Annotated in this window: 18 protein-coding genes; 17 read left to right on the top strand and 1 reads right to left on the bottom strand. The window is 46.7% G+C overall.

Features of this window, described 5'->3' with window-relative positions; all coding sequences use genetic code 11:
- Positions 1-152: 152 nt before the first annotated feature.
- Genes AC3FZD_RS20000 through AC3FZD_RS19970 form a run of 7 tightly spaced genes read left to right on the top strand, consistent with a single transcriptional unit; the run spans position 153 to position 4,039 of the window.
- Positions 153-488, top strand: a complete 336-nt coding sequence (locus tag AC3FZD_RS20000) for a cation:proton antiporter subunit C (RefSeq protein ID WP_488737703.1) — start codon at positions 153-155, stop codon at positions 486-488.
- Entirely contained in the window at positions 485-1,924 is a 1,440-nt protein-coding gene (locus AC3FZD_RS19995; RefSeq protein ID WP_488737702.1) for a cation:proton antiporter, read from the top strand. Before AC3FZD_RS20000 ends, AC3FZD_RS19995 begins: the two co-directional genes overlap by 4 nt.
- The gene (locus AC3FZD_RS19990; protein WP_488737701.1) at positions 1,921-2,310 is read left to right on the top strand and encodes a cation:proton antiporter; all 390 of its coding nucleotides are present in this window, start codon (positions 1,921-1,923) and stop codon (positions 2,308-2,310) included. Before AC3FZD_RS19995 ends, AC3FZD_RS19990 begins: the two co-directional genes overlap by 4 nt.
- Positions 2,307-2,558 carry a hypothetical protein gene (locus tag AC3FZD_RS19985; protein ID WP_488737700.1) on the top strand — a complete coding sequence of 84 codons (252 nt, stop codon included), beginning with the start codon at positions 2,307-2,309 and terminating at the stop codon, positions 2,556-2,558. Before AC3FZD_RS19990 ends, AC3FZD_RS19985 begins: the two co-directional genes overlap by 4 nt.
- Positions 2,555-2,833, top strand: coding sequence for a monovalent cation/H(+) antiporter subunit G (locus tag AC3FZD_RS19980; protein ID WP_488737699.1), 279 nt, complete (start codon positions 2,555-2,557; stop codon positions 2,831-2,833). Before AC3FZD_RS19985 ends, AC3FZD_RS19980 begins: the two co-directional genes overlap by 4 nt.
- On the top strand, positions 2,820-3,380 hold the full coding sequence (locus tag AC3FZD_RS19975) for a DUF4040 domain-containing protein (protein ID WP_488737698.1): 561 nt from the start codon (positions 2,820-2,822) through the stop codon (positions 3,378-3,380). Before AC3FZD_RS19980 ends, AC3FZD_RS19975 begins: the two co-directional genes overlap by 14 nt.
- On the top strand, positions 3,377-4,039 hold the full coding sequence (locus AC3FZD_RS19970; RefSeq protein WP_488737697.1) for a Na(+)/H(+) antiporter subunit B: 663 nt from the start codon (positions 3,377-3,379) through the stop codon (positions 4,037-4,039). The genes AC3FZD_RS19975 and AC3FZD_RS19970 overlap by 4 nt, the downstream gene beginning before the upstream one ends.
- Before the next feature lie 11 nt (positions 4,040-4,050).
- Here AC3FZD_RS19970 and AC3FZD_RS19965 read toward each other — a convergent pair whose 3' ends face one another.
- A complete protein-coding gene (locus tag AC3FZD_RS19965; protein WP_488737696.1) occupies positions 4,051-4,482 on the bottom strand; it encodes a hypothetical protein in 432 nt (143 codons plus the stop codon).
- Positions 4,483-4,679: 197 nt separating this feature from the next.
- Between AC3FZD_RS19965 and AC3FZD_RS19960 the strand changes: the two genes are divergently transcribed.
- The 10 genes from AC3FZD_RS19960 to AC3FZD_RS19915 all read left to right on the top strand — a co-directional run bounded on the left by AC3FZD_RS19960 (position 4,680) and on the right by AC3FZD_RS19915 (position 17,247).
- Complete coding sequence (locus AC3FZD_RS19960) at positions 4,680-5,186, top strand: DUF4112 domain-containing protein (protein WP_488737695.1); 507 nt, start codon at positions 4,680-4,682, stop codon at positions 5,184-5,186.
- A gap of 47 nt (positions 5,187-5,233) precedes the next feature.
- Complete coding sequence (locus AC3FZD_RS19955) at positions 5,234-5,824, top strand: pseudouridine synthase (protein WP_488737694.1); 591 nt, start codon at positions 5,234-5,236, stop codon at positions 5,822-5,824.
- Positions 5,825-6,059: 235 nt separating this feature from the next.
- Positions 6,060-6,425: a response regulator gene (locus AC3FZD_RS19950; RefSeq protein ID WP_488737693.1), complete on the top strand. Its 366-nt coding sequence runs from the start codon at positions 6,060-6,062 to the stop codon at positions 6,423-6,425.
- Between the two features lie 91 nt (positions 6,426-6,516).
- Positions 6,517-8,625 carry a chemotaxis protein CheA gene (locus AC3FZD_RS19945; RefSeq protein WP_488737692.1) on the top strand — a complete coding sequence of 703 codons (2,109 nt, stop codon included), beginning with the start codon at positions 6,517-6,519 and terminating at the stop codon, positions 8,623-8,625.
- Between the two features lie 68 nt (positions 8,626-8,693).
- Positions 8,694-9,200 (top strand): chemotaxis protein CheW, encoded by a 507-nt coding sequence (locus tag AC3FZD_RS19940; RefSeq protein WP_488737691.1) that lies wholly within the window; start codon positions 8,694-8,696, stop codon positions 9,198-9,200.
- A gap of 100 nt (positions 9,201-9,300) precedes the next feature.
- Positions 9,301-11,295: a methyl-accepting chemotaxis protein gene (locus AC3FZD_RS19935; RefSeq protein WP_488737690.1), complete on the top strand. Its 1,995-nt coding sequence runs from the start codon at positions 9,301-9,303 to the stop codon at positions 11,293-11,295.
- Positions 11,296-11,298: 3 nt separating this feature from the next.
- Positions 11,299-14,505: a HEAT repeat domain-containing protein gene (locus tag AC3FZD_RS19930; RefSeq protein WP_488737689.1), complete on the top strand. Its 3,207-nt coding sequence runs from the start codon at positions 11,299-11,301 to the stop codon at positions 14,503-14,505.
- Positions 14,506-14,595: 90 nt separating this feature from the next.
- Positions 14,596-15,450, top strand: coding sequence for a CheR family methyltransferase (locus AC3FZD_RS19925; RefSeq protein ID WP_488737688.1), 855 nt, complete (start codon positions 14,596-14,598; stop codon positions 15,448-15,450).
- Positions 15,451-15,466: 16 nt separating this feature from the next.
- The gene (locus AC3FZD_RS19920) at positions 15,467-16,552 is read left to right on the top strand and encodes a protein-glutamate methylesterase/protein-glutamine glutaminase (RefSeq protein ID WP_488737687.1); all 1,086 of its coding nucleotides are present in this window, start codon (positions 15,467-15,469) and stop codon (positions 16,550-16,552) included.
- A 68-nt stretch (positions 16,553-16,620) separates the two neighbouring features.
- Positions 16,621-17,247 (top strand): chemotaxis protein CheC, encoded by a 627-nt coding sequence (locus AC3FZD_RS19915; RefSeq protein WP_488737686.1) that lies wholly within the window; start codon positions 16,621-16,623, stop codon positions 17,245-17,247.
- Positions 17,248-17,489 lie beyond the last annotated feature (242 nt).

Genomic DNA, 17,489 nt, shown 5'->3' with positions numbered 1-17,489 from the left:
GAATCATTCAATACCCATACCTATTGATGATAATCAATGGTTTTTTTTATTGGTTGCTTAAAGGATTTATGGTTTTTAACCCCAGGAAATTGTGTATTCTTTATAAAAAGCTCATTCAAGCATAGCCCATCCCCATACCCTAAACCCTGTCGATGTTAGAAGCCTGTATCCTAACCACCCTATTACTGGGATTTTTCGGCACCATCCTGAAAAAAAACCTGGTCATGAAGATCATCTCCATGGACGTGATGAGTACCGGAGTCATTGCCTACTATATCTTAATCGCCTCACGAGAAGGGCTATTTACACCCATTCTCGATCCAGCCCAAACCGTTGATTATGCAGATCCCGTTCCCCAAGCCGTGATTTTAACTGCGATCGTCATTGGCTTTTCCATTCAAGCGCTAATGCTCGTGGGAGTGATGAAACTGGCAAAAGATAACCCCACATTAGAAACCAAGGAGATAGAAAAGAATTATACACCATGACCATCCTAACCATCACCTGGCTTGCTCTGCCCTTCATTATCGGATTCGCGATCGCCCTCTTACCGAGGCTTGATTGGTTTCTCGCCTTTGGAGTAACCCTAGTCTCCGTAGCCTATGCCACATTTGTCTTCAGGCAACCCGAACCCTTATCCCTAGAACTGCTCGATAACTTCGGAGTCACCCTACTCATCGATGAGCAAAGCGGCTTCTTTATTTTAACCAACGCCCTCGTCTGTGCAGCCGTGTTGCTCTACTGTTGGCGCAGCAATAAAACTCCCTTCTTTTATAGTCAGCTCATTATCTTACAGGGGAGCGTGAACTCCGTTTTCGTCTGTGCCGACTTTATGAGTGTCTATGTGGCATTAGAAGTGATTGGCATTGCCGCCTTTTTGCTAATTGCTTATCCGAGAAGCGATCGCGTAATCTGGGTAGGATTGCGCTATCTCTTTGTCAGTAATATAGCCATGCTCTTCTACTTAGTAGGAGTCGCCCTCGTCTATAAAGCCAACAACTCCTTCGCCTTTGCCGGACTAACCAATGCTCCCACAGAGGCGATCGCCCTAATCTTCCTCGGACTGCTGTCTAAAGGCGGTATCTTTATCTCCGGACTCTGGTTACCCCTAACCCACTCAGAATCCGAAACCCCCGTTTCCGCCCTCCTCTCAGGCGTAGTCGTCAAAACCGGAATCTTTCCCCTAGTACGCTGCGCCCTAATGTTAGAAGACATTGACCCCCTTGTGCGGATCTTTGGCGTAGGTACTGCCCTCTTAGGAGTCGGTTATGCCGTGTTTGAAAAAGACATCAAACGCATGTTAGCCTTTCACACCATTTCCCAATTGGGTTTTGTCCTCGCCGCCCCAGAAGTCGGAGGCTTCTACGCCCTCACCCATGGACTGGTGAAATCGGCTCTATTTCTGATTGGGGGAAACTTACCGAGTCGAAACCTAAAAGAATTACACCATAAACCCATTCCTAATTCCCTATGGATTGCCCTAACCATAGCCAGCTTCTCCATCTCCGGTTTCCCCCTACTCTCCGGGTTTGGCGCAAAAGTCCTGACGATGAAAAACCTGATGCCTTGGCAAGTGATCGCCATGAATATTGCCGCCTTGGGAACAGCAATTTCCTTTGCTAAATTGATCTTTCTCCCCCATGAACCGGCAAAAGAGGGAGATAAGAAACAATCGATTGGTTTCTGGTTAGCTGTCGTGGTTTTAATTGGTGGATTGGTGGGGGCAAACGTGGTTTATTATCAAGCCTATACCCTAAAAAATATTGTCAAACCCCTGGCAACAATCGCCCTGGGTTGGCTCGCCTACTTTTTGATCTTTCGTCAATCAACCGTCAAACTTCCCCGAATGCTAGAACAGTTTGACCACCTAATGGGCATGATGAGTGTAATGTTATTATTACTGTTCTGGATGGTCTGGCCATGATTGGATATCTCGATCTGATACTACGATTGACCATCTGGTTTTTGCTCACCTCTGATTTGAGCTTACCTAATATTATTATTGGCACAGCCGTAGCCTTTCTTCTCCCTCGCTCTGTCACTGCACCAGCCGTTTTAAAAGACTGGTTACATGCTCTCTGGGAGATTCTAATCGCCATTCCCATCGCCTACAAAGAGGCGATCGAGTTAATGGTGAGTCCCCATAATGAAGAAGAGACCACCCTGGAGCAAGTTAAACCCAACCGAACTCCCGGATTAATCTTTTTAGATATTTTCTTAATTACCTTTACCCCCAAAACTGTTGTGGTTAAATATCAGGCTAGGGGATGGTATGAAGTTCACTGGGTAAGACGGAGGAAAAGTAGATGACTGTAATTTTAGTATTGATGATTTTTGCGCTGTTAATCCCCTTATATGAGGCTTGCCAGGATGATGATATTTGGCAGAAAATGTTAGCCTTTGCTAGTATTTCCACCAAAACTTCGATGATGATCTTAATTGTCTCCGTGTTGCGAGATGATTGGATGATTGGCGTAGTCGGTGTGATTATCTTAAGTGTAGGAAATGCCGCCTTAATGTTATTGGCGCATGTAATTAAACGCATGGGGGAAGCATGATTAACACCTTGAGCTATATCTGTATGGGAGTAGGAATTGTATTCTGGTTTTGGGGAACTTGGCCTCTAGTGGGCGATCGCTCCGTTCTCTTTAAACTCCATAGTCTCTCCGTCGCCGATACCCTGGGTTCCATGAGTATGATTGTCGGCTTGCTGCTGAAAATTCCCAGAGAATGGCCCTTACTGGTATTGGGCATTATTTCTCTAGCCATTTGGAATACGGTTTTAGGATATGTCTTAGCCTATTGTTCCAGTGGGGGAAATGATGACAACTGATATCTCTGTGTTATTAATCATCGCTCTATTGCCCTTAGCCGCAGGTTTGGTTGTCCTTCAGAAAAACCCCTATCATGCTTTAGTCATTCGGGGCATCTTGGGTGCAGTCGCAGCCCTGGTTTATGCCGTTTTGGGAGGGGCAGATGTGGCCTTAACCGAGGCTTTAGTGGGCACAATGTTAGCCATTACCTTATATGCGGTAGCCGTGCGATCGTCTTTGGTGATGCGTTTGGGCATTCTTTCTGAAGGGGGCGATCGAGAACAGTTTGCTCCCTTAATGGAAGGGTTGCGCCAGGCGTTAGCTAAATATTATGTACGGCTAGATGTGGTTTCTTATGACGATCGCAACAGTCTAGATCGGGCGCTGATGGAAAAGGAAATTCACGCCACTTGTGTTCCCACTTCAGCCAGTCAAGAAGCCAAGCCTTATCATACGACCATTCGCGTCGAGCGACTTTATGAGATCATGCAGACTGAGTTACTCAGTGGCGTAACCAGTCTATCCATGCCCAAGGATGTTCAATGTGTGGGGGAGAAACAGGGATGAAATGGCTCTATTTGGGTGCTGGAATTGCCTTTTTAGTGAAAATGTTGGTGATCAAAAATCCCGCACTGGAGGGTTTAGAGGTTTCCATTGTCGAGTTGGTGGTTCAAGATAGTGGCGTACCCAATGCAGTGTCAGCCATTATTTTTAGAAATCGGCTCTATGACACCATATTTGAGGTGGTAGTGTTTACGATCGCCATTATGGGCGCAAAATTCCTATTAGCCAATGAGCAACCTTCCACCTTAGTGCGCCAATTTACCGATCAACCCTCCATCGTTTTAGCCCGTTTAGGCGCAACGATCTCCGCTTTAGTCTGTATCGAGTTAGCGATCAGAGGCCATTTGAGTCCAGGAGGAGGCTTTGCGGCTGGAGTCGCTGGGGGAACGGCGATCGGTTTGATTGCCATTACCTCCCCTTCCGAATGGATGGAGCAGATTTATGAACGTTGGAAAGCAGCCACCTGGGAAAAAGTTTCCGTTTTAGTCTTTATTGTCTTAGCAGCCATTACCTTAGTGGGTATAGAGCTACCTCTAGGAGAGTTAGGTACATTGGTGAGCGGGGGTATTATTCCCATTTTAAATATCTTAGTCGCCCTGAAAGTCGCTTTAGGCTCATGGGCAGCTATTTTAGTGTTTATCCGCTATCGAGGTCTATTGTAGTGCTATCGATCTTAGAGTCCCCAATCACTGAGAATGCGATCGATACTTTCTTCGATCGCACTCGGAGATTGGTTTTGTTCTGATTCAACCGAACTATAGAGATAGGAGAGTCCTAATAGAGCCGGAATCAAAATTAAAATAAATGTCACACAAGCTAATAAATTACTAATATAGTGGAAATTGGGAACACCCCATTCTCCTGAATTTAGATTTGACCGTTTAGGATGTCGGCGCTCCCGTCCCGCCAAAATCACCAAGTAAAACCAGCGATTCAAAACTGGAAAAGAGAGCCGTAAATCAACCGGATGCACCTCCCATTGGCGATCGCCCAATTGCTTCTTAATTTCCTCCAGTTGCTCCTCACTAAAAGTGACTGCAATATGGGTCGGTATTTTAGCTAAAAAACGACTTAAAACCGGATCGATAGGGGAGAATGGGTTCATAGCACTAGAGGTCAAACAACGATTAATCTATCCATAGGTATAAGGTAGATCCTCAAAATCCGTCGATGTCCCTGATCTTGTGATAATTATACAAGGTTTATGACCAGCGATCGCTCCTTGAGAACATCTCACCTATCGCACCCATACCCTATACTTTCTTGGGTTTAGACTAAAAAATTATGACTCATCATTAGATCATGGAAGACAAGAACCACAAACCCCAAAGAGAGCAAGGAAGCCAGCTTTATCGCCTTCAAAGACTGCGCCATTTAAGTCAACTCCTCGATAATGCTCTGACCATTCCTGGCTTAAATTACCGCATTGGACTCGATCCCATTATAGGTTTAATTCCTGGCGGTGGAGATGTACTAAGTGCTATTTTATCCGCTTATATTGTTCTAGAAGCAACCCGGTTTGGATTACCCAAAGAAACCCTAGGACGCATGGTGATTAATCTCCTCATTGATACCCTAGCGGGAATTGTCCCCATTTTAGGCGATATCTTTGACCTGACCTGGAAAGCCAACGCCATGAATATGCAATTACTAGAAGAACATTTACAAGCACCTCAAGGGAGTCAAGCAGCCGATCGCGGGTTTATCATCGTCATAATTATGATTTTAGCCCTGATTGTCTTTGGCATCACCAGTTTTGGCTTGTTTCTACTCTGGGGATTGACCGCCCTCATGGATTCCTTGTTTTAATCGTAATCGTACTACTTGGCGATCGTAGAACAGTAAAAGTATAAAAAATGTCTAATATTTATCTCCTGTTTTACAAACCCTATAACGTTCTCTGTCAATTCACTGACGATAATCCTCATACCCAGGGTAAATCACCCAGAGAAACCCTAAAAAATTATATCCCCATTCCTAGTGTTTATCCGGTGGGCAGATTAGACCGGGATAGTGAAGGCTTATTGCTCTTAACCAATGACGGTATTCTCCAGCATCGTCTCTCCGACCCCCGCTATCGTCATCCTCGTACCTACTCGGTGCAAGTCGAAGGAATTCCAGATGACCAAGATTTAACTCCCTTGCGCCAAGGCATCAAGCTTAAAGATGGTAAAACCCGACCGGCTCAAGTGCAAATTATCCCAGAACCCAACCTTCCAGAGCGTAATCCACCCATTCGCTACCGTAAAAACCTCCCCACAACTTGGTTAGAAATCATACTTACAGAAGGGCGAAACCGTCAAGTCCGGCGGATGACAGCAGCCGTAGGATATCCCACATTACGATTAGTGCGAGTATCGTTAGCAGGCTTAGGCTTAGGAGAGCTAAAACCGGGTCAATGGCGAGAGTTAACCCCCGAAGACATCAGCAATACTCTTGCTCTTTGAACGAGACTAATACTGTTTGTAAAACTTGAAAAATGTTTATAAAAATTAACAGCAAAAGGGTGCTGAATACTCCTCACAAAATCCTCACATTTTCATGACACAATGATTAGCATGTATGCTTTTAACCCTCTTACAATCGAGTATCCCTTAAGCCGAATGCTAGTGAAGTAAGAATAGAGCATAGTCCAGAGCATCCCTAGACTCATCCCTGAGATCAAACACAGGAGTTATGGTTATGAAACAGATCTTAATCGTTGATGATTCCCAAACCATGCGTAAAATGGTAAAAGCCTCTTTACGGGATTTACAGGATGTGAATTTTGATGAGGCAGGTAATGGCTACGAAGCCATTGAGAAAATGAAGATTAGTCCCTTTGACTTAATGATTTTAGATCTCAATATGCCCGATATGCATGGCTTAGATGTTCTAAAATTCGTTTTGGAAAATCATCAATATAAATCTACCCCTATTGTCATCTTAACCACGAAAGGAGATGATGAAAGCCGAAAAGAAGCCTTAGAAGCAGGTGCAAGATGCTATCTAACTAAACCCTTCCAGCCTAAACCCTTATCGGATCAAATCCAAGATTTATTACAATAAACCCTTTCTTTCTTGCCGAGTCGTTTGCTCCTCTGGAAGAAAAACACTCCCAAAAAGTAGAAACCAGTGTACACAAGGATATTAAGCGATTGTGTCTAATTCCCTTGATAATGACAATCTATTTAGTGAATTTCTAGAGGACTACTTTGCTGAATGTGAAGAGCATTTGACATCCGTTCGTCAAGGATTATTGTCCTTAGAATCCTATATTTCTTCAGAAAAATCTACCTCTAAAAAAGCAGTAGATATGGGACTCCTGAATCAATTATTTCGGAGTTTTCATACCCTAAAAGGGTTGTCGGGGATGGTGGGAGTAGAACGGGCGGAAGAATTAGCTCATCATTTAGAAAACTATTTGCGACTGCTTCGCGATCGGGAGAGCCACCTATCGGAATCTGGCTTTGATGCTTTAATGATCGGAACGAAAACTTTAGAAGAAGTGATTAACGCCTATCGCCAAAAGCAAGTCATTCCCGATATTACTTCAATTCTGGATCGGCTGAATGAATTGGAAAAGTCATCAGATCCTGGAGTGAAGAAAAATCAGGAAGCTATCTCACAACCTGGAGGCAATATCATTGGCTCTACTTTAGAGATTCCGCCAGAAAAGTCTCAAGAAGTCCAAGATTTGATCGACCAAGGATTTTCAGTGTGGCGCTTTGTTTTTTCCCCCGATGCTCATCTAGCCGCCCAAGGAATTAATGTGAATAGTATCCGTGGGCACTTAAATGATAAAGCACAAGTGATTTATTCTTCTCCCCGGATGATTGACGGACAAGATATTTGCTTTGATTTTTTGGTAGCGAGTCAAGACGATCCTCAAGCCTGGGTCGAAAAAACAGAGGGTTTAACTTGGGAGCTGTATTTATCACCCCCATCACCCCCATCGCCCCCATCGCCCCCATCGCCCCCATCCTCTCCTCCGTCAGTGGTGCGGGTAGAGTTATCGAAACTCGACGATCTGATCGCCAGAGTCGGCGATTTAGTCATTACCCGCGCTCGCTTGGAAGAGCTGATCAAATCGATCGCCACTGACTCTAAAGCAGAGACGGAAAACAGCAGATCGCCAATCGCGCGATCGCTCCAACACCTCAATCTCACCCTAGAGCGACAACTGCGGGACTTACGCGAAGACGTAATGCGAGTGCGTCTCGTCCCCATTGGTGAAATCTTCGCCCGAATGCAATTTGTTGTCCGGGATCTGGCAAGGGAAGGGGGTAAACCCACCACCCTAGAAATCATCGGCGCAGACACCGAAATCGACAAACTGGTAGTCGAGCGGATGATAGACCCCCTATTACATATGGTTCGCAACGCCATCAGCCATGGCATTGAACCCGAAGCCGAACGGATCGCCCAAGGCAAACCCCCCCAAGGTAAGATCACCTTACGAGCCAGAACCTCTGGGGAAATGGTCACCGTGATCATCGAAGATGATGGCCGGGGAATTGACTGGCAACAGATCAAGGAACGGGGAAAAGCCAAAGGACTCCTAACGATGGCTGAAGATGACCCCTTATACTTCGAGTCCACCCCCTCAAGTTACCGCAATCGCGTCCTACTCGATTTATTATGCGCTCCCGGCTTTTCCACAAAAGAAGAAGCCGACTTAACCAGTGGACGGGGAGTGGGGATGGCAGTCGTCAAAAGTGCCTTGCAAGAATTAGGGGGAGTCTTGGAAGTCAGTAGCGAACTGGGCAAAGGAACCCGGTTTATGATTCAACTGCCCCTAACCCTGGCGATCGCCAACGCCCTAATTATCCAAATTAGCGATCAAATCTTTGCCATTCCCCAAAATGCCGTCCGAGAAGCGATCGAAGTTAGCACCACCGACATCATTGACCACCATCAACTCCTCAATTATCGCCATCAAGCCATCCCCCTACTCAATCTCCACTCAACGTTTCATTTAACCCCACCTTCAGCGCCCTCAAAAACCCTAAAAGTCGTCATCGTCGGTCAGGGAGACACAGGAGACCCCTTAACCACCATGGGGAGCATTATCGCCCTCAAAGTCGATCGCCTGCTCGGATTACGAGAAATCGTCATTCGCCCCCTGACCGACCCCCTGGTGCGGGTTCGGGGCATTAGCGGAGCCACCGAACTCGGCGATGGTCGCATTGTCCTAATTCTCGATATCTTCGGATTAATTAGCGCTCTCGCTCAAGCCTTAGAAGACCCAAGCAGTCGGCCCCCCTGAGAACCCCTCCCCTCCTTCCCATGCAGTGAACCCAGTTATTCTTTCACCCATCCCCTGTTTCCGAACCTATGATTAGCGCATCCCCAACCCATGGCCAAACTACCCTACCCTTTATCCTGTTTGTACTGGCTGGAACCACCTATGGTATCCTTTCCCACCAAGTCCAACAGATCGAGATGATTGATAAAATCACTCCCGTTCCCAATGCTCCCCCCTTTGTCGAAGGCGTAGTCTTTTGTCGTTCCCAGGTCATTCCCGCCATCAATTTGCGTACCCGTTTAGGCTTTGAGAAGCAACCCTACGATCTGCTCACCCGGCTAATTGTGATCCAGATCCAAGCATCCCAGATAGAAGAGAAGGAACCCGCTCACCCAAGGGAACAAAGAATAAATAGCGATCGCCGTGTCGGTCTCATTGTCGATAGTGCCAGAGAATTCATCGCCATCCCCCAAGACTTAATGCAACCGCCTCCAGAAGGTCTATCCCACTCCAATAGCCAATATTTATCCAGCATTGTCACCTTAGATAATCGAGTAATTCTCATTTTAGACCTGGAAAAAATTATTCAAACTTAACAATATAGCGGGATGTTCAAAGAAGAGATAAAATGCCCTTTTCCCGACTCCCTATCTCCTAACACCCATTGCACAGCATTACAACTCACCGGAGGTTAACATGGCTAAGAACAAACCCAACAAGAAAAATAATTCCTCCTCTATCTCCCTTCAAGCTGCCACTCAAATCCAAAAAATAGCCAGAGAAATTGCTGGCGGAATGGAACACCATAACCAGCGATTTCTAGAAAGCACCGCTGGTATCGCCCAAATGGTGAAATCCCTAGAAGAAAGTGCTAAGGAAACTAACGAGGTCGCCCAATCTACAGAAGAAGTCGTGTCTGGGATTAACGAAATAGCCGCCTCCATCGAAGAGGTGACCGCCAGTAGTACCGAGGTAGCCACTGGATTAACTCAAATTACGACCTCGATCAAAGAAAGTAACCAATCTACCCAATCCGTAGCCGCTAATACCCAAGATATGGCTACATCTGCTACTCAGGTGAGCGCCTCCATCACTCAAGTTGTGGGTAACATCAAAGGATTAACCGCCGATACGGAAAGTCTAGCCGCTTCCGTCAATCAAACGGCTGCCTCCATTGAAGAAATGGGAGGTTCCATTCAAGGGGTAGCGGAAAACTCCGACGACTTAACGGCTGCTGCTGAACAAACCACAGCCTCCATTAATGAGATGGCCGCTTCTATTGAGCAAGTCTCCGCCACGACAGAGAATGTAAGCGCCACCGTTGAAGAAGTTTCTGGAGCCATTCAAGAGATGGCCGCTTCTATTGATGGGGTCGCCCAAAATAGCCAACGAATTACCCAAGCCGCGAATACAGCCCAGCGCAATTCTGAAGATTTGGAGCAGTCCATTCGTTCGGTGACGGACTTGAGCCAAAAAGCTGATGACATTACCCGGCGAGTCCGTCAAGATGCAGAGGAAGGCGGCGCAACGGTGGAAAAGGCGATTCAGGGGTTAACGCGGGTACGCGCGTCCATGGTAGAAACGGCGGGTGTGATTCGAGATATGGGCGATCGCACATCCGAAATTAGTTCGATTGTCGATACCATTAACTTAATTGCTGAACGCACCAACCTCCTATCCCTGAATGCCTCCATTGAAGCCGCCAGAGCTGGAGAAGCGGGGCGAGGGTTTGCCGTCGTCGCCGAAGAAATTCGCAATTTAGCCGATCGCGCCGCCACAGCCACCTCAGACATTGCCGCCATTATCAGGAGTCTACAGTCCGTCGTCCAAAATGCTGTCAACACCTCAGAAGAAGGCTTAAGAGTCACCGAAGACAGCAGCCGTTTAGCGGAAGAAGGGGTAGCCGCCTTGGGTAAAATCCTCTCCGGCATAGAAGAAACGACTCACTTAGTGAGTCAAATTGCTAACTCATCTCAACAGCAAACTCATCTAGGAAGACAAGTCGTAGATTCGATTAATACCACCGCCTTGCAAGCCAAAGAAGTCGCAGTTGCCACCAGCGACCAATCGAAAGCTGCTGCCGCCATTGTCCAATCCACCGAACATATGCGCCAAATCACCCAACAGGTCACCAAGGCGATGAATGAACAGGCTAAGGCAGCCAGAGATGTGATTAAAGCAGCTCAAAATACCAGCCATCTAGCGGGACAGGTGCGAAAAGCCACCTCAGAACAAGCCCGTGGTGCTTCCCAGGTGATGCAGGCTGTAGAAAGTATGCGGCGTGGCATGTCCAATACCTATAAAGTGTTAGCAGAACAATCCCAAGGAGCCGATCAAATTCAGAAAGAAATGGAGAGATTATCGCGTTTAATTAATAGCATTAGTGAATCCATGAAAGGACAATCGCAAAATGTCCAACAGATTACCAATGCCATTGACAGTATGCGATCGCAATCGGATCAGGTGGCCAAAGCCATGACCGAACAAGCCAGAGCCGTGCGTGATATGAGTCAGACCACAGAAAAGATTTCTAAGAAAGTCAACTTAATTGCCCAAGCTAATCAAGAACACTCCAATGTTTCCAAGCAATTAGCCCAAATCCTAGATACCATGGAAGACTCTGGCGATCGCACCTCAGATTCCCTCCAAGCCATTCAAACCCTAACCGCCCAACTCCTCAGTCAAGATTAACCTATGACTATTAGTATATTCACCACTGATGCCCAGTTAAACATTCGTTCCTGGGATAACCAATTAACGGATATGACCGGGTTGACTGCCAGTGAAGCCATGAACCGGCCTCTGGTAGAGATTATCCCGGACTTAGAAACCAGAGGGCTAGACAAACACTTCTTGAGGGTACTCAAACATGGGGTGATTGAAACCCTGGCTCCTGCCTTACATCATTATCTAATTCCTTGCGATTCCCCCATCCCTTCCCAGTATTTCGATCGAATGCAGCAGCGAGTGACCATTGTGCCCCTACGAGAAGGAGAGAAAATCGTGGGTACATTAGTGACGGTAGAAGATGTAACCGCCCGGCTGATAGAAGAAAAACAAATGAGCGCCGAATCTTCGGAACTGGTTGATCCCTTCTCTACCCTGCTGTCTCAGGATCGGGGAACCTCTTCATGGGAAGCGCTGGCCCAGCGAAGACAGGCGATCGCACAATGCCAAAGATCTCCAGAAATTACCCGTCAGGTGGTGGAAGTCTTGCGTCAGGAACACCGCAATCCCACCCTCTTAAACAGTGTACTATCCGTCTTAAGTAAGAGCCAGATCGATCCCTCTCCAGTCCTGTGGGAATGTTTACAAGACCCCGATCCCGAACTGCGAATTTATGCAGCTCTGGCTCTGGGCAATCGCTATCATCCGGGTTCCATTGCTTACCTGATTCAGGCCCTGGAAGATCCGGACACAAACGTAGTGTATCAAGCCATTGAATCCTTGGGCAAACTCAAAGCCAGCGCCGCCATAGATAAATTGGTGGAAATTGCCCAATCGGATGATTTTTTCCTAGCCTTTGGAGCCTTCGATGCTCTAATGCAAATGGACGATCAGTCGGTCACCCCCCGATTAATTCCCTTGCTGGTTCGCACCCTCAACTGGCGAGTCAGACGGGAAGCCGTGGATAAAATAGCCCTCCATGGCAACAGCGATCTCACCAGTTCCTTGCTCAATCTGCTCCGGCAACAACACCGGAATCCCAATGTTCTCAACAGCGTGCTTCAGGTCTTAATCCTGGGTGAAGTTGACCCCATTCCTCCCTTGGTAGAATGCCTAGAAGATCCCAATGATGCCGATTTGCGGACTTATGCGGCTGGCGCATTAGGCGATCGCGCCGACAATCGAGCGATCGCTCCCCTGATGGCAGCCTTGAAAGACCCCCATCCCAATGTCCAATATCATGCCATTGAAGCTTTGGGACGGCTTAAAGCCAATGAAGCTGTAGATCCGTTGCTAGAGATCGCCACCCAAGAGGACTTTTTTCTCGCCTTCCCGGCTCTGTGCAGCCTCACTCAAATTGGAGAGCGAGCAATCTCCTACCGTCTGGTTCCCCTACTCGATGACCCCCTCCTGGCTCCCCAGGCGGCCGAAACCTTGGGCGTTCTTGGAGATGTGGATGTGGTGACTCCCCTAGTCAAACACCTCTGCCAACCGGGAGCCAGTGTATCGAGTTTAGCTACGGCGATCGCCTCTATTGCCCATCGGTATGACCAAACCCACCAAATCACCACCATCACCGACGAAATCCGACAAACCCTAAATGAAGAAGGGGCCCAGGCGTTGATGAAAGAGGCTCTTGCAGCAGACCCGGAGAACTTACCCGCCCTGCTCCTCTGTTTAGGAGCTGTCCCTCTCGCCTATCGCGCCCTCGTTGCTCCAGCCTTCACCTCCCTACTCTCCAATGAACAGGTGCGCGATACCTGCATTCAAACCCTGGTCGGGTATGGTTCCCTAGGGAGTGAACTGCTGTTAGAAACCTTGCCCAAACTGGATTTAGAAGGACAAAAAGCGGCTGTGGTAGCCCTGGGTCGCATTGGTGACCCCTTAGCTACGGCTAAACTACGGCAACTTCTAGAGGAAGCCGATGTGGAGTTGGTACGAGCAGCTACGGCTGCCCTAGCCCAGATTGGCGATCGAGGGGCGACGGAATCCTTGTTATCTCTACTGGGTCACGAGGATGGAACGGTGCGCCTAGGGGCGATCGCCGCCCTCAACTCCTGTCGTCCTCCCTATCTGGCCGAGCAGATCCAAATCCGGCTCACCGATCCCAATCCCACGGTTCGCGAATGTGCGGTAAAAATTGCGGGTTATTTTGCCTTTCCTGAAGCCATTGATCTGCTAATCGAGCGACTCCAAGACCCAGAGGAAAAGGTCAGACGCTCGGCGATCGAACATTTGCCCTATCTGGATCATCCCCAAGCTACCGAATACCTGATTCAAGCCTTAGCCGAAGAAACGCCAGCTTGTCGTGCTGCCGCAGCTCGCGCTTTAGGAGAGGTGGAGATCTCCAGCGACTCCAATGGACATCAAGGTAGAGATAGAGAAAAAGACCCCCTAGTGGCTCTGCAAAAGTCTCTTGTAGACCCAGAAGAATGGGTTCGTTATAGCGCCCTGCGATCGATGGGCAAGTTAGCCAGGGATGGAGACCGGCTAGATCTGGGCACACTTTTGGTTGATTTAGCCCGAAACGATCCCTGTGTTAGTGTCCGCGCAGCCGCCACAGAATGCTTGGGTCAGGTTTCCCCATCGAGTATTGGAGCGTTAACGGAGTTGGCCCAATCGGAACATGCAGATGTGTCGCGAGCGGCTCTGATTGCTTTAGGGCGTTTGGATAGTAGTGAGGCCATTACTCCTTTACTTAATGCCCTCAATTCTCCCGATCCCGAACGTCGCTTAGATGCCCTGCAAGCCTTTCGGGAGCGAGGGGGACAAGAAGCTGGGGTGGCCCTGCAATGGATGGCTGCCGCCGATCCGGAAGAGCGGGTAACGGTGGCAGCGATTGAGACTTTGGGCCGTTTGGGGGGCCAAGAGGCGATCGCCTCCTTGCTGGAACTCACCCTCGATCCGGGCAACCGTCACTTCTGTATCCAAGTCCTCAGTCGCCAGGGCACACTTAAGGAAGATTATATTAATGCGATCGCTGCTGGCCTTCATCATGCCCATAGTCAAGTCCGGTGTAGTGCTGTGGAAGTCCTCAAACGTCTTCAACATCCCTATGCCTCAGAATTTTTGATTGTGGCTTTGGGTGACTCCGATGAGTCAGTACGTTTGGCAGCCGTAGAAGCCTTAAGCTATTTGGGTAATCAGACTTGTCAGCCCCAGTTCTTCGTGTTGGCTCGTACCGATCCCTCTGTGGCGGTTCGTCGGGCAGCTCAAAAAGCCATTCATCAGTAAAGGAGAACACCCAATTTCTACCCTGTTATAGATGGGAAAAATTTGGCTTTGTGATTGGAAACCATGATCTTTTCAACCCATACTTTTGGAATGTCTGACAGTACCTTTGTGATTTTAAGAAATTTAATTCACGAACGTACCGGCATTTATTACGATCAGTCTAAACAAGATTTGTTAGCAGATAAGTTATCCCCTAGACTTTTAGAACAAGGTCTTCATTCATTTCTGGATTACTATTACCTCTTAAAATATGACACAAGTGCTAATCAAGAATGGCAAGAGCTGGTCAATACGATTACTGTACCCGAAACATTTTTTTGGCGGGAATTCGATCAAATAGAGCTGTTGATCGAACAGCTCATTCATCAGTATTTAGAGCAACAAAAAAGGACTGGATTATCTTGTGGGTATGGTTATCCCCTGAAAATCTGGAGTGCCGCCTGCTCCACAGGTGAAGAGCCATTAACGATCGCTATGGCGTTAGAGGAGGCACGATGGTTTGATCGGCTACCGATTGAAATTTATGCTACGGATATCTCATCACGGGCGATCGCTAAAGCGAAGAAGGGATTATATCGCGAGCATTCTTTTCGGACATTATCTCCAACCTTGAAAAAAAAATATTTTATACCCGAAGCTCAACAATGGCGTATCAACCCCGATCTTCACAGTAGAATTCGCTGGAAAACAGCCAACTTATTAAATTCTGATGAGTTTGTGTTATTTAGCAATATTCCCTTTATTTTTTGCCGCAATGTGTTTATTTATTTTTCCCCAGAATCCATCAAAAAAACTGTGATGATGTTTTTTGATAAAATGCCTGAAAATGGATATTTATTCCTGGGGTCTTCAGAATCTATTCTTAAACTCAATACTCAATTTGAAATTTGTGAAGTCAATAAATCATTTATTTATGTGAAACCTCAAAAACAAGAAAACGATTAAAAAACCAGCGATCTTCATGAAAATCATGCCAGAACAAAACACAAATTTAATTAAAGTCCTAGTAGTCGATGATTCAGCCTATGTGCGTAAGGTCATCAAAAAAATGCTATTGAGTAGCCCATTTATTGAGGTCGTCGGTATTGCCCATGATGGCGAAGATGCTTTAGAACAAGTGGCTAAACACGATCCCGATGTCATCACCTTGGACTTAATTATGCCCGGCATCGATGGAATTGATTTTATTCGCCAACAAATGCTGCGTAAAGTGATTCCGATTGTGATTGTCAGTATTGCTGATGAAGGAGGACAAAAGGTTTTAGACGCTTTGGATGCTGGAGCGGTAGACTTTATTCATAAACCCACAGCCTTAGCCACTGATAAAATATATGAAATTCAAGACGATCTGATTCAGAAGGTTAAAAAAGCGGCTAAATTACCCTTAAATCCCTATCCACCAGCCCTGAGTCAGGCGACTCCAAAGTTACCCCCTTCTAGAGAACTCATTCCTTCAACAATTCCCCGATTTGATATCGTTTTAATTGGCATTTCTACCGGTGGCCCCCAAGCCCTAACCTATCTCATTCCCCAGTTTCCCGCCGATTTTCCCGTGCCAATCGCCGTTGTTTTGCATATGCCCAAAGGCTATACCAAACTCTATGCTGAACGCTTGAATAATTACTCCTCTCTAGAGGTCATCGAAGCCCATAATGGGGATGCGGTTGTACCCGGCCGGGTTCTGATTGCCACTGCTGGATATCATTTAGGCTTTGAACGTAACCGGGAAGGAGTAGTAGTAGCCAAACTGCAATCTAAGCCCTTTGATTTACCCCATCGTCCTTCCGTTGATGTGTTGTTTCAGTCGGGCGCACAAGTGTATGGCGATCGCACTTTGGGCGTAGTGATGACGGGTATGGGATCGGACGGTAAACAAGGTGCAGCTCAAATCAAATCCCATGGGGGGATGATTATCACCGAATCCGAATCAAGCTGTGTGGTATATGGAATGCCTCGTTCTGTGGTCGAAGCGGGCCTGAGCGATCGTAGCATTTCTCTAAAATCTATCCCAGAGACCATCTATCAACTGCTCTTTAGTCGTCCCTAAAATGATAAAATTTTTACTAAATCTTCGGTAACTCTCTTACAACTAATCAACATTAACAGGGGAATCATATGTTATTAACTGAACATCAAAAATATGCCTTAATGGAGTTTATGACTCTGGCTCTCTCGGAAAAAAGTGCTTTTTTGCTGTCAGATTTGATGAATTTTCCGGTCAGTTTGGATGTTTCTGATGTTTGCTTGAATTCCTTAGTCCTGCTTTCTCAGGAGTGGTCTACCCATTTTACCGATCCAATCGTCTGTGTACATCAAAAGTTTGAAAATTCTATGGCTGGAGATGCACTGTTTGTTCTCGATTATGCCTCAGCTATCGAGTTAGCTGATTTAGGAAACTCCAATAGGGCATCGTTGACCCCTAACTTAACAGTTTCCGGTTGTGAAGTGTTAACGGAAATTGGCAATGTCATGCTCAACACTTATTTGGCGATGTTAAGCCATCTGCGAGGAGGACAACTTTGTTTTTCGATTCCTTCCTTTAACATTGAAGAAGTGTCGCAGTTACTGAATACCTTAATTGCCAGCCGCAATGAATTGAGGTATGCATTGGTTCTCAAAGCCAACTTTACGGTGGCCAACCAATCTGTCTTTAGTTATCTGATTTTAGTGACTGGTGTAACCTCTTTAGTCTGCCTAATTAAAGGGATTGAGGCATCCTATGAAATGCTCGTGCCCAAATAGTGAATCATCGATCGTTCACTGGTTCTAATTAGCCGTTTATCACGACCAATCCTGTTTGTCAATAGATTAACGGCAGAGTCCCCTAGATTTGGGGTAAGATATATCAATAAATATTAAGAAATTGTCAAATTGCTTATAAAATTAGGTTAGATAGACGCAAAAATACTTATTAAATTCCAGTTTTTCGCCAGGGGGCAAGGGTAACACCCCATCCTATGCGTCAGAATCCTGTATATGGAAAA

Source organism: Roseofilum sp. KMC-1 (assembly GCF_057802075.1).
Note: the sequence above shows the minus strand (reverse complement) of the source record. Positions and strands in the feature narration are given on the sequence as shown.

Excerpts from the sequence above, each read along its gene's own strand:
- AC3FZD_RS19940 (WP_488737691.1), top strand. The coding sequence starts at position 8,694 with ATGATTAGCGCATCCCCAACCCATGGCCAAACTACCCTACCCTTTATC.
- AC3FZD_RS19950 (WP_488737693.1), top strand. The coding sequence starts at position 6,060 with ATGAAACAGATCTTAATCGTTGATGATTCCCAAACCATGCGTAAAATG.
- AC3FZD_RS19960 (WP_488737695.1), top strand. The coding sequence starts at position 4,680 with ATGGAAGACAAGAACCACAAACCCCAAAGAGAGCAAGGAAGCCAGCTT.
- AC3FZD_RS19930 (WP_488737689.1), top strand. The coding sequence starts at position 11,299 with ATGACTATTAGTATATTCACCACTGATGCCCAGTTAAACATTCGTTCC.
- AC3FZD_RS19985 (WP_488737700.1), top strand. The coding sequence starts at position 2,307 with ATGACTGTAATTTTAGTATTGATGATTTTTGCGCTGTTAATCCCCTTA.
- AC3FZD_RS19995 (WP_488737702.1), top strand. The coding sequence starts at position 485 with ATGACCATCCTAACCATCACCTGGCTTGCTCTGCCCTTCATTATCGGA.
- AC3FZD_RS19975 (WP_488737698.1), top strand. The coding sequence starts at position 2,820 with ATGATGACAACTGATATCTCTGTGTTATTAATCATCGCTCTATTGCCC.
- AC3FZD_RS19980 (WP_488737699.1), top strand. The coding sequence starts at position 2,555 with ATGATTAACACCTTGAGCTATATCTGTATGGGAGTAGGAATTGTATTC.
- AC3FZD_RS19955 (WP_488737694.1), top strand. The coding sequence starts at position 5,234 with ATGTCTAATATTTATCTCCTGTTTTACAAACCCTATAACGTTCTCTGT.
- AC3FZD_RS19990 (WP_488737701.1), top strand. The coding sequence starts at position 1,921 with ATGATTGGATATCTCGATCTGATACTACGATTGACCATCTGGTTTTTG.
- AC3FZD_RS19925 (WP_488737688.1), top strand. The coding sequence starts at position 14,596 with ATGTCTGACAGTACCTTTGTGATTTTAAGAAATTTAATTCACGAACGT.
- AC3FZD_RS19970 (WP_488737697.1), top strand. The coding sequence starts at position 3,377 with ATGAAATGGCTCTATTTGGGTGCTGGAATTGCCTTTTTAGTGAAAATG.
- AC3FZD_RS19920 (WP_488737687.1), top strand. The coding sequence starts at position 15,467 with ATGAAAATCATGCCAGAACAAAACACAAATTTAATTAAAGTCCTAGTA.
- AC3FZD_RS19915 (WP_488737686.1), top strand. The coding sequence starts at position 16,621 with ATGTTATTAACTGAACATCAAAAATATGCCTTAATGGAGTTTATGACT.
- AC3FZD_RS20000 (WP_488737703.1), top strand. The coding sequence starts at position 153 with ATGTTAGAAGCCTGTATCCTAACCACCCTATTACTGGGATTTTTCGGC.
- AC3FZD_RS19965 (WP_488737696.1), bottom strand. The coding sequence starts at position 4,482 with ATGAACCCATTCTCCCCTATCGATCCGGTTTTAAGTCGTTTTTTAGCT.
- AC3FZD_RS19935 (WP_488737690.1), top strand. The coding sequence starts at position 9,301 with ATGGCTAAGAACAAACCCAACAAGAAAAATAATTCCTCCTCTATCTCC.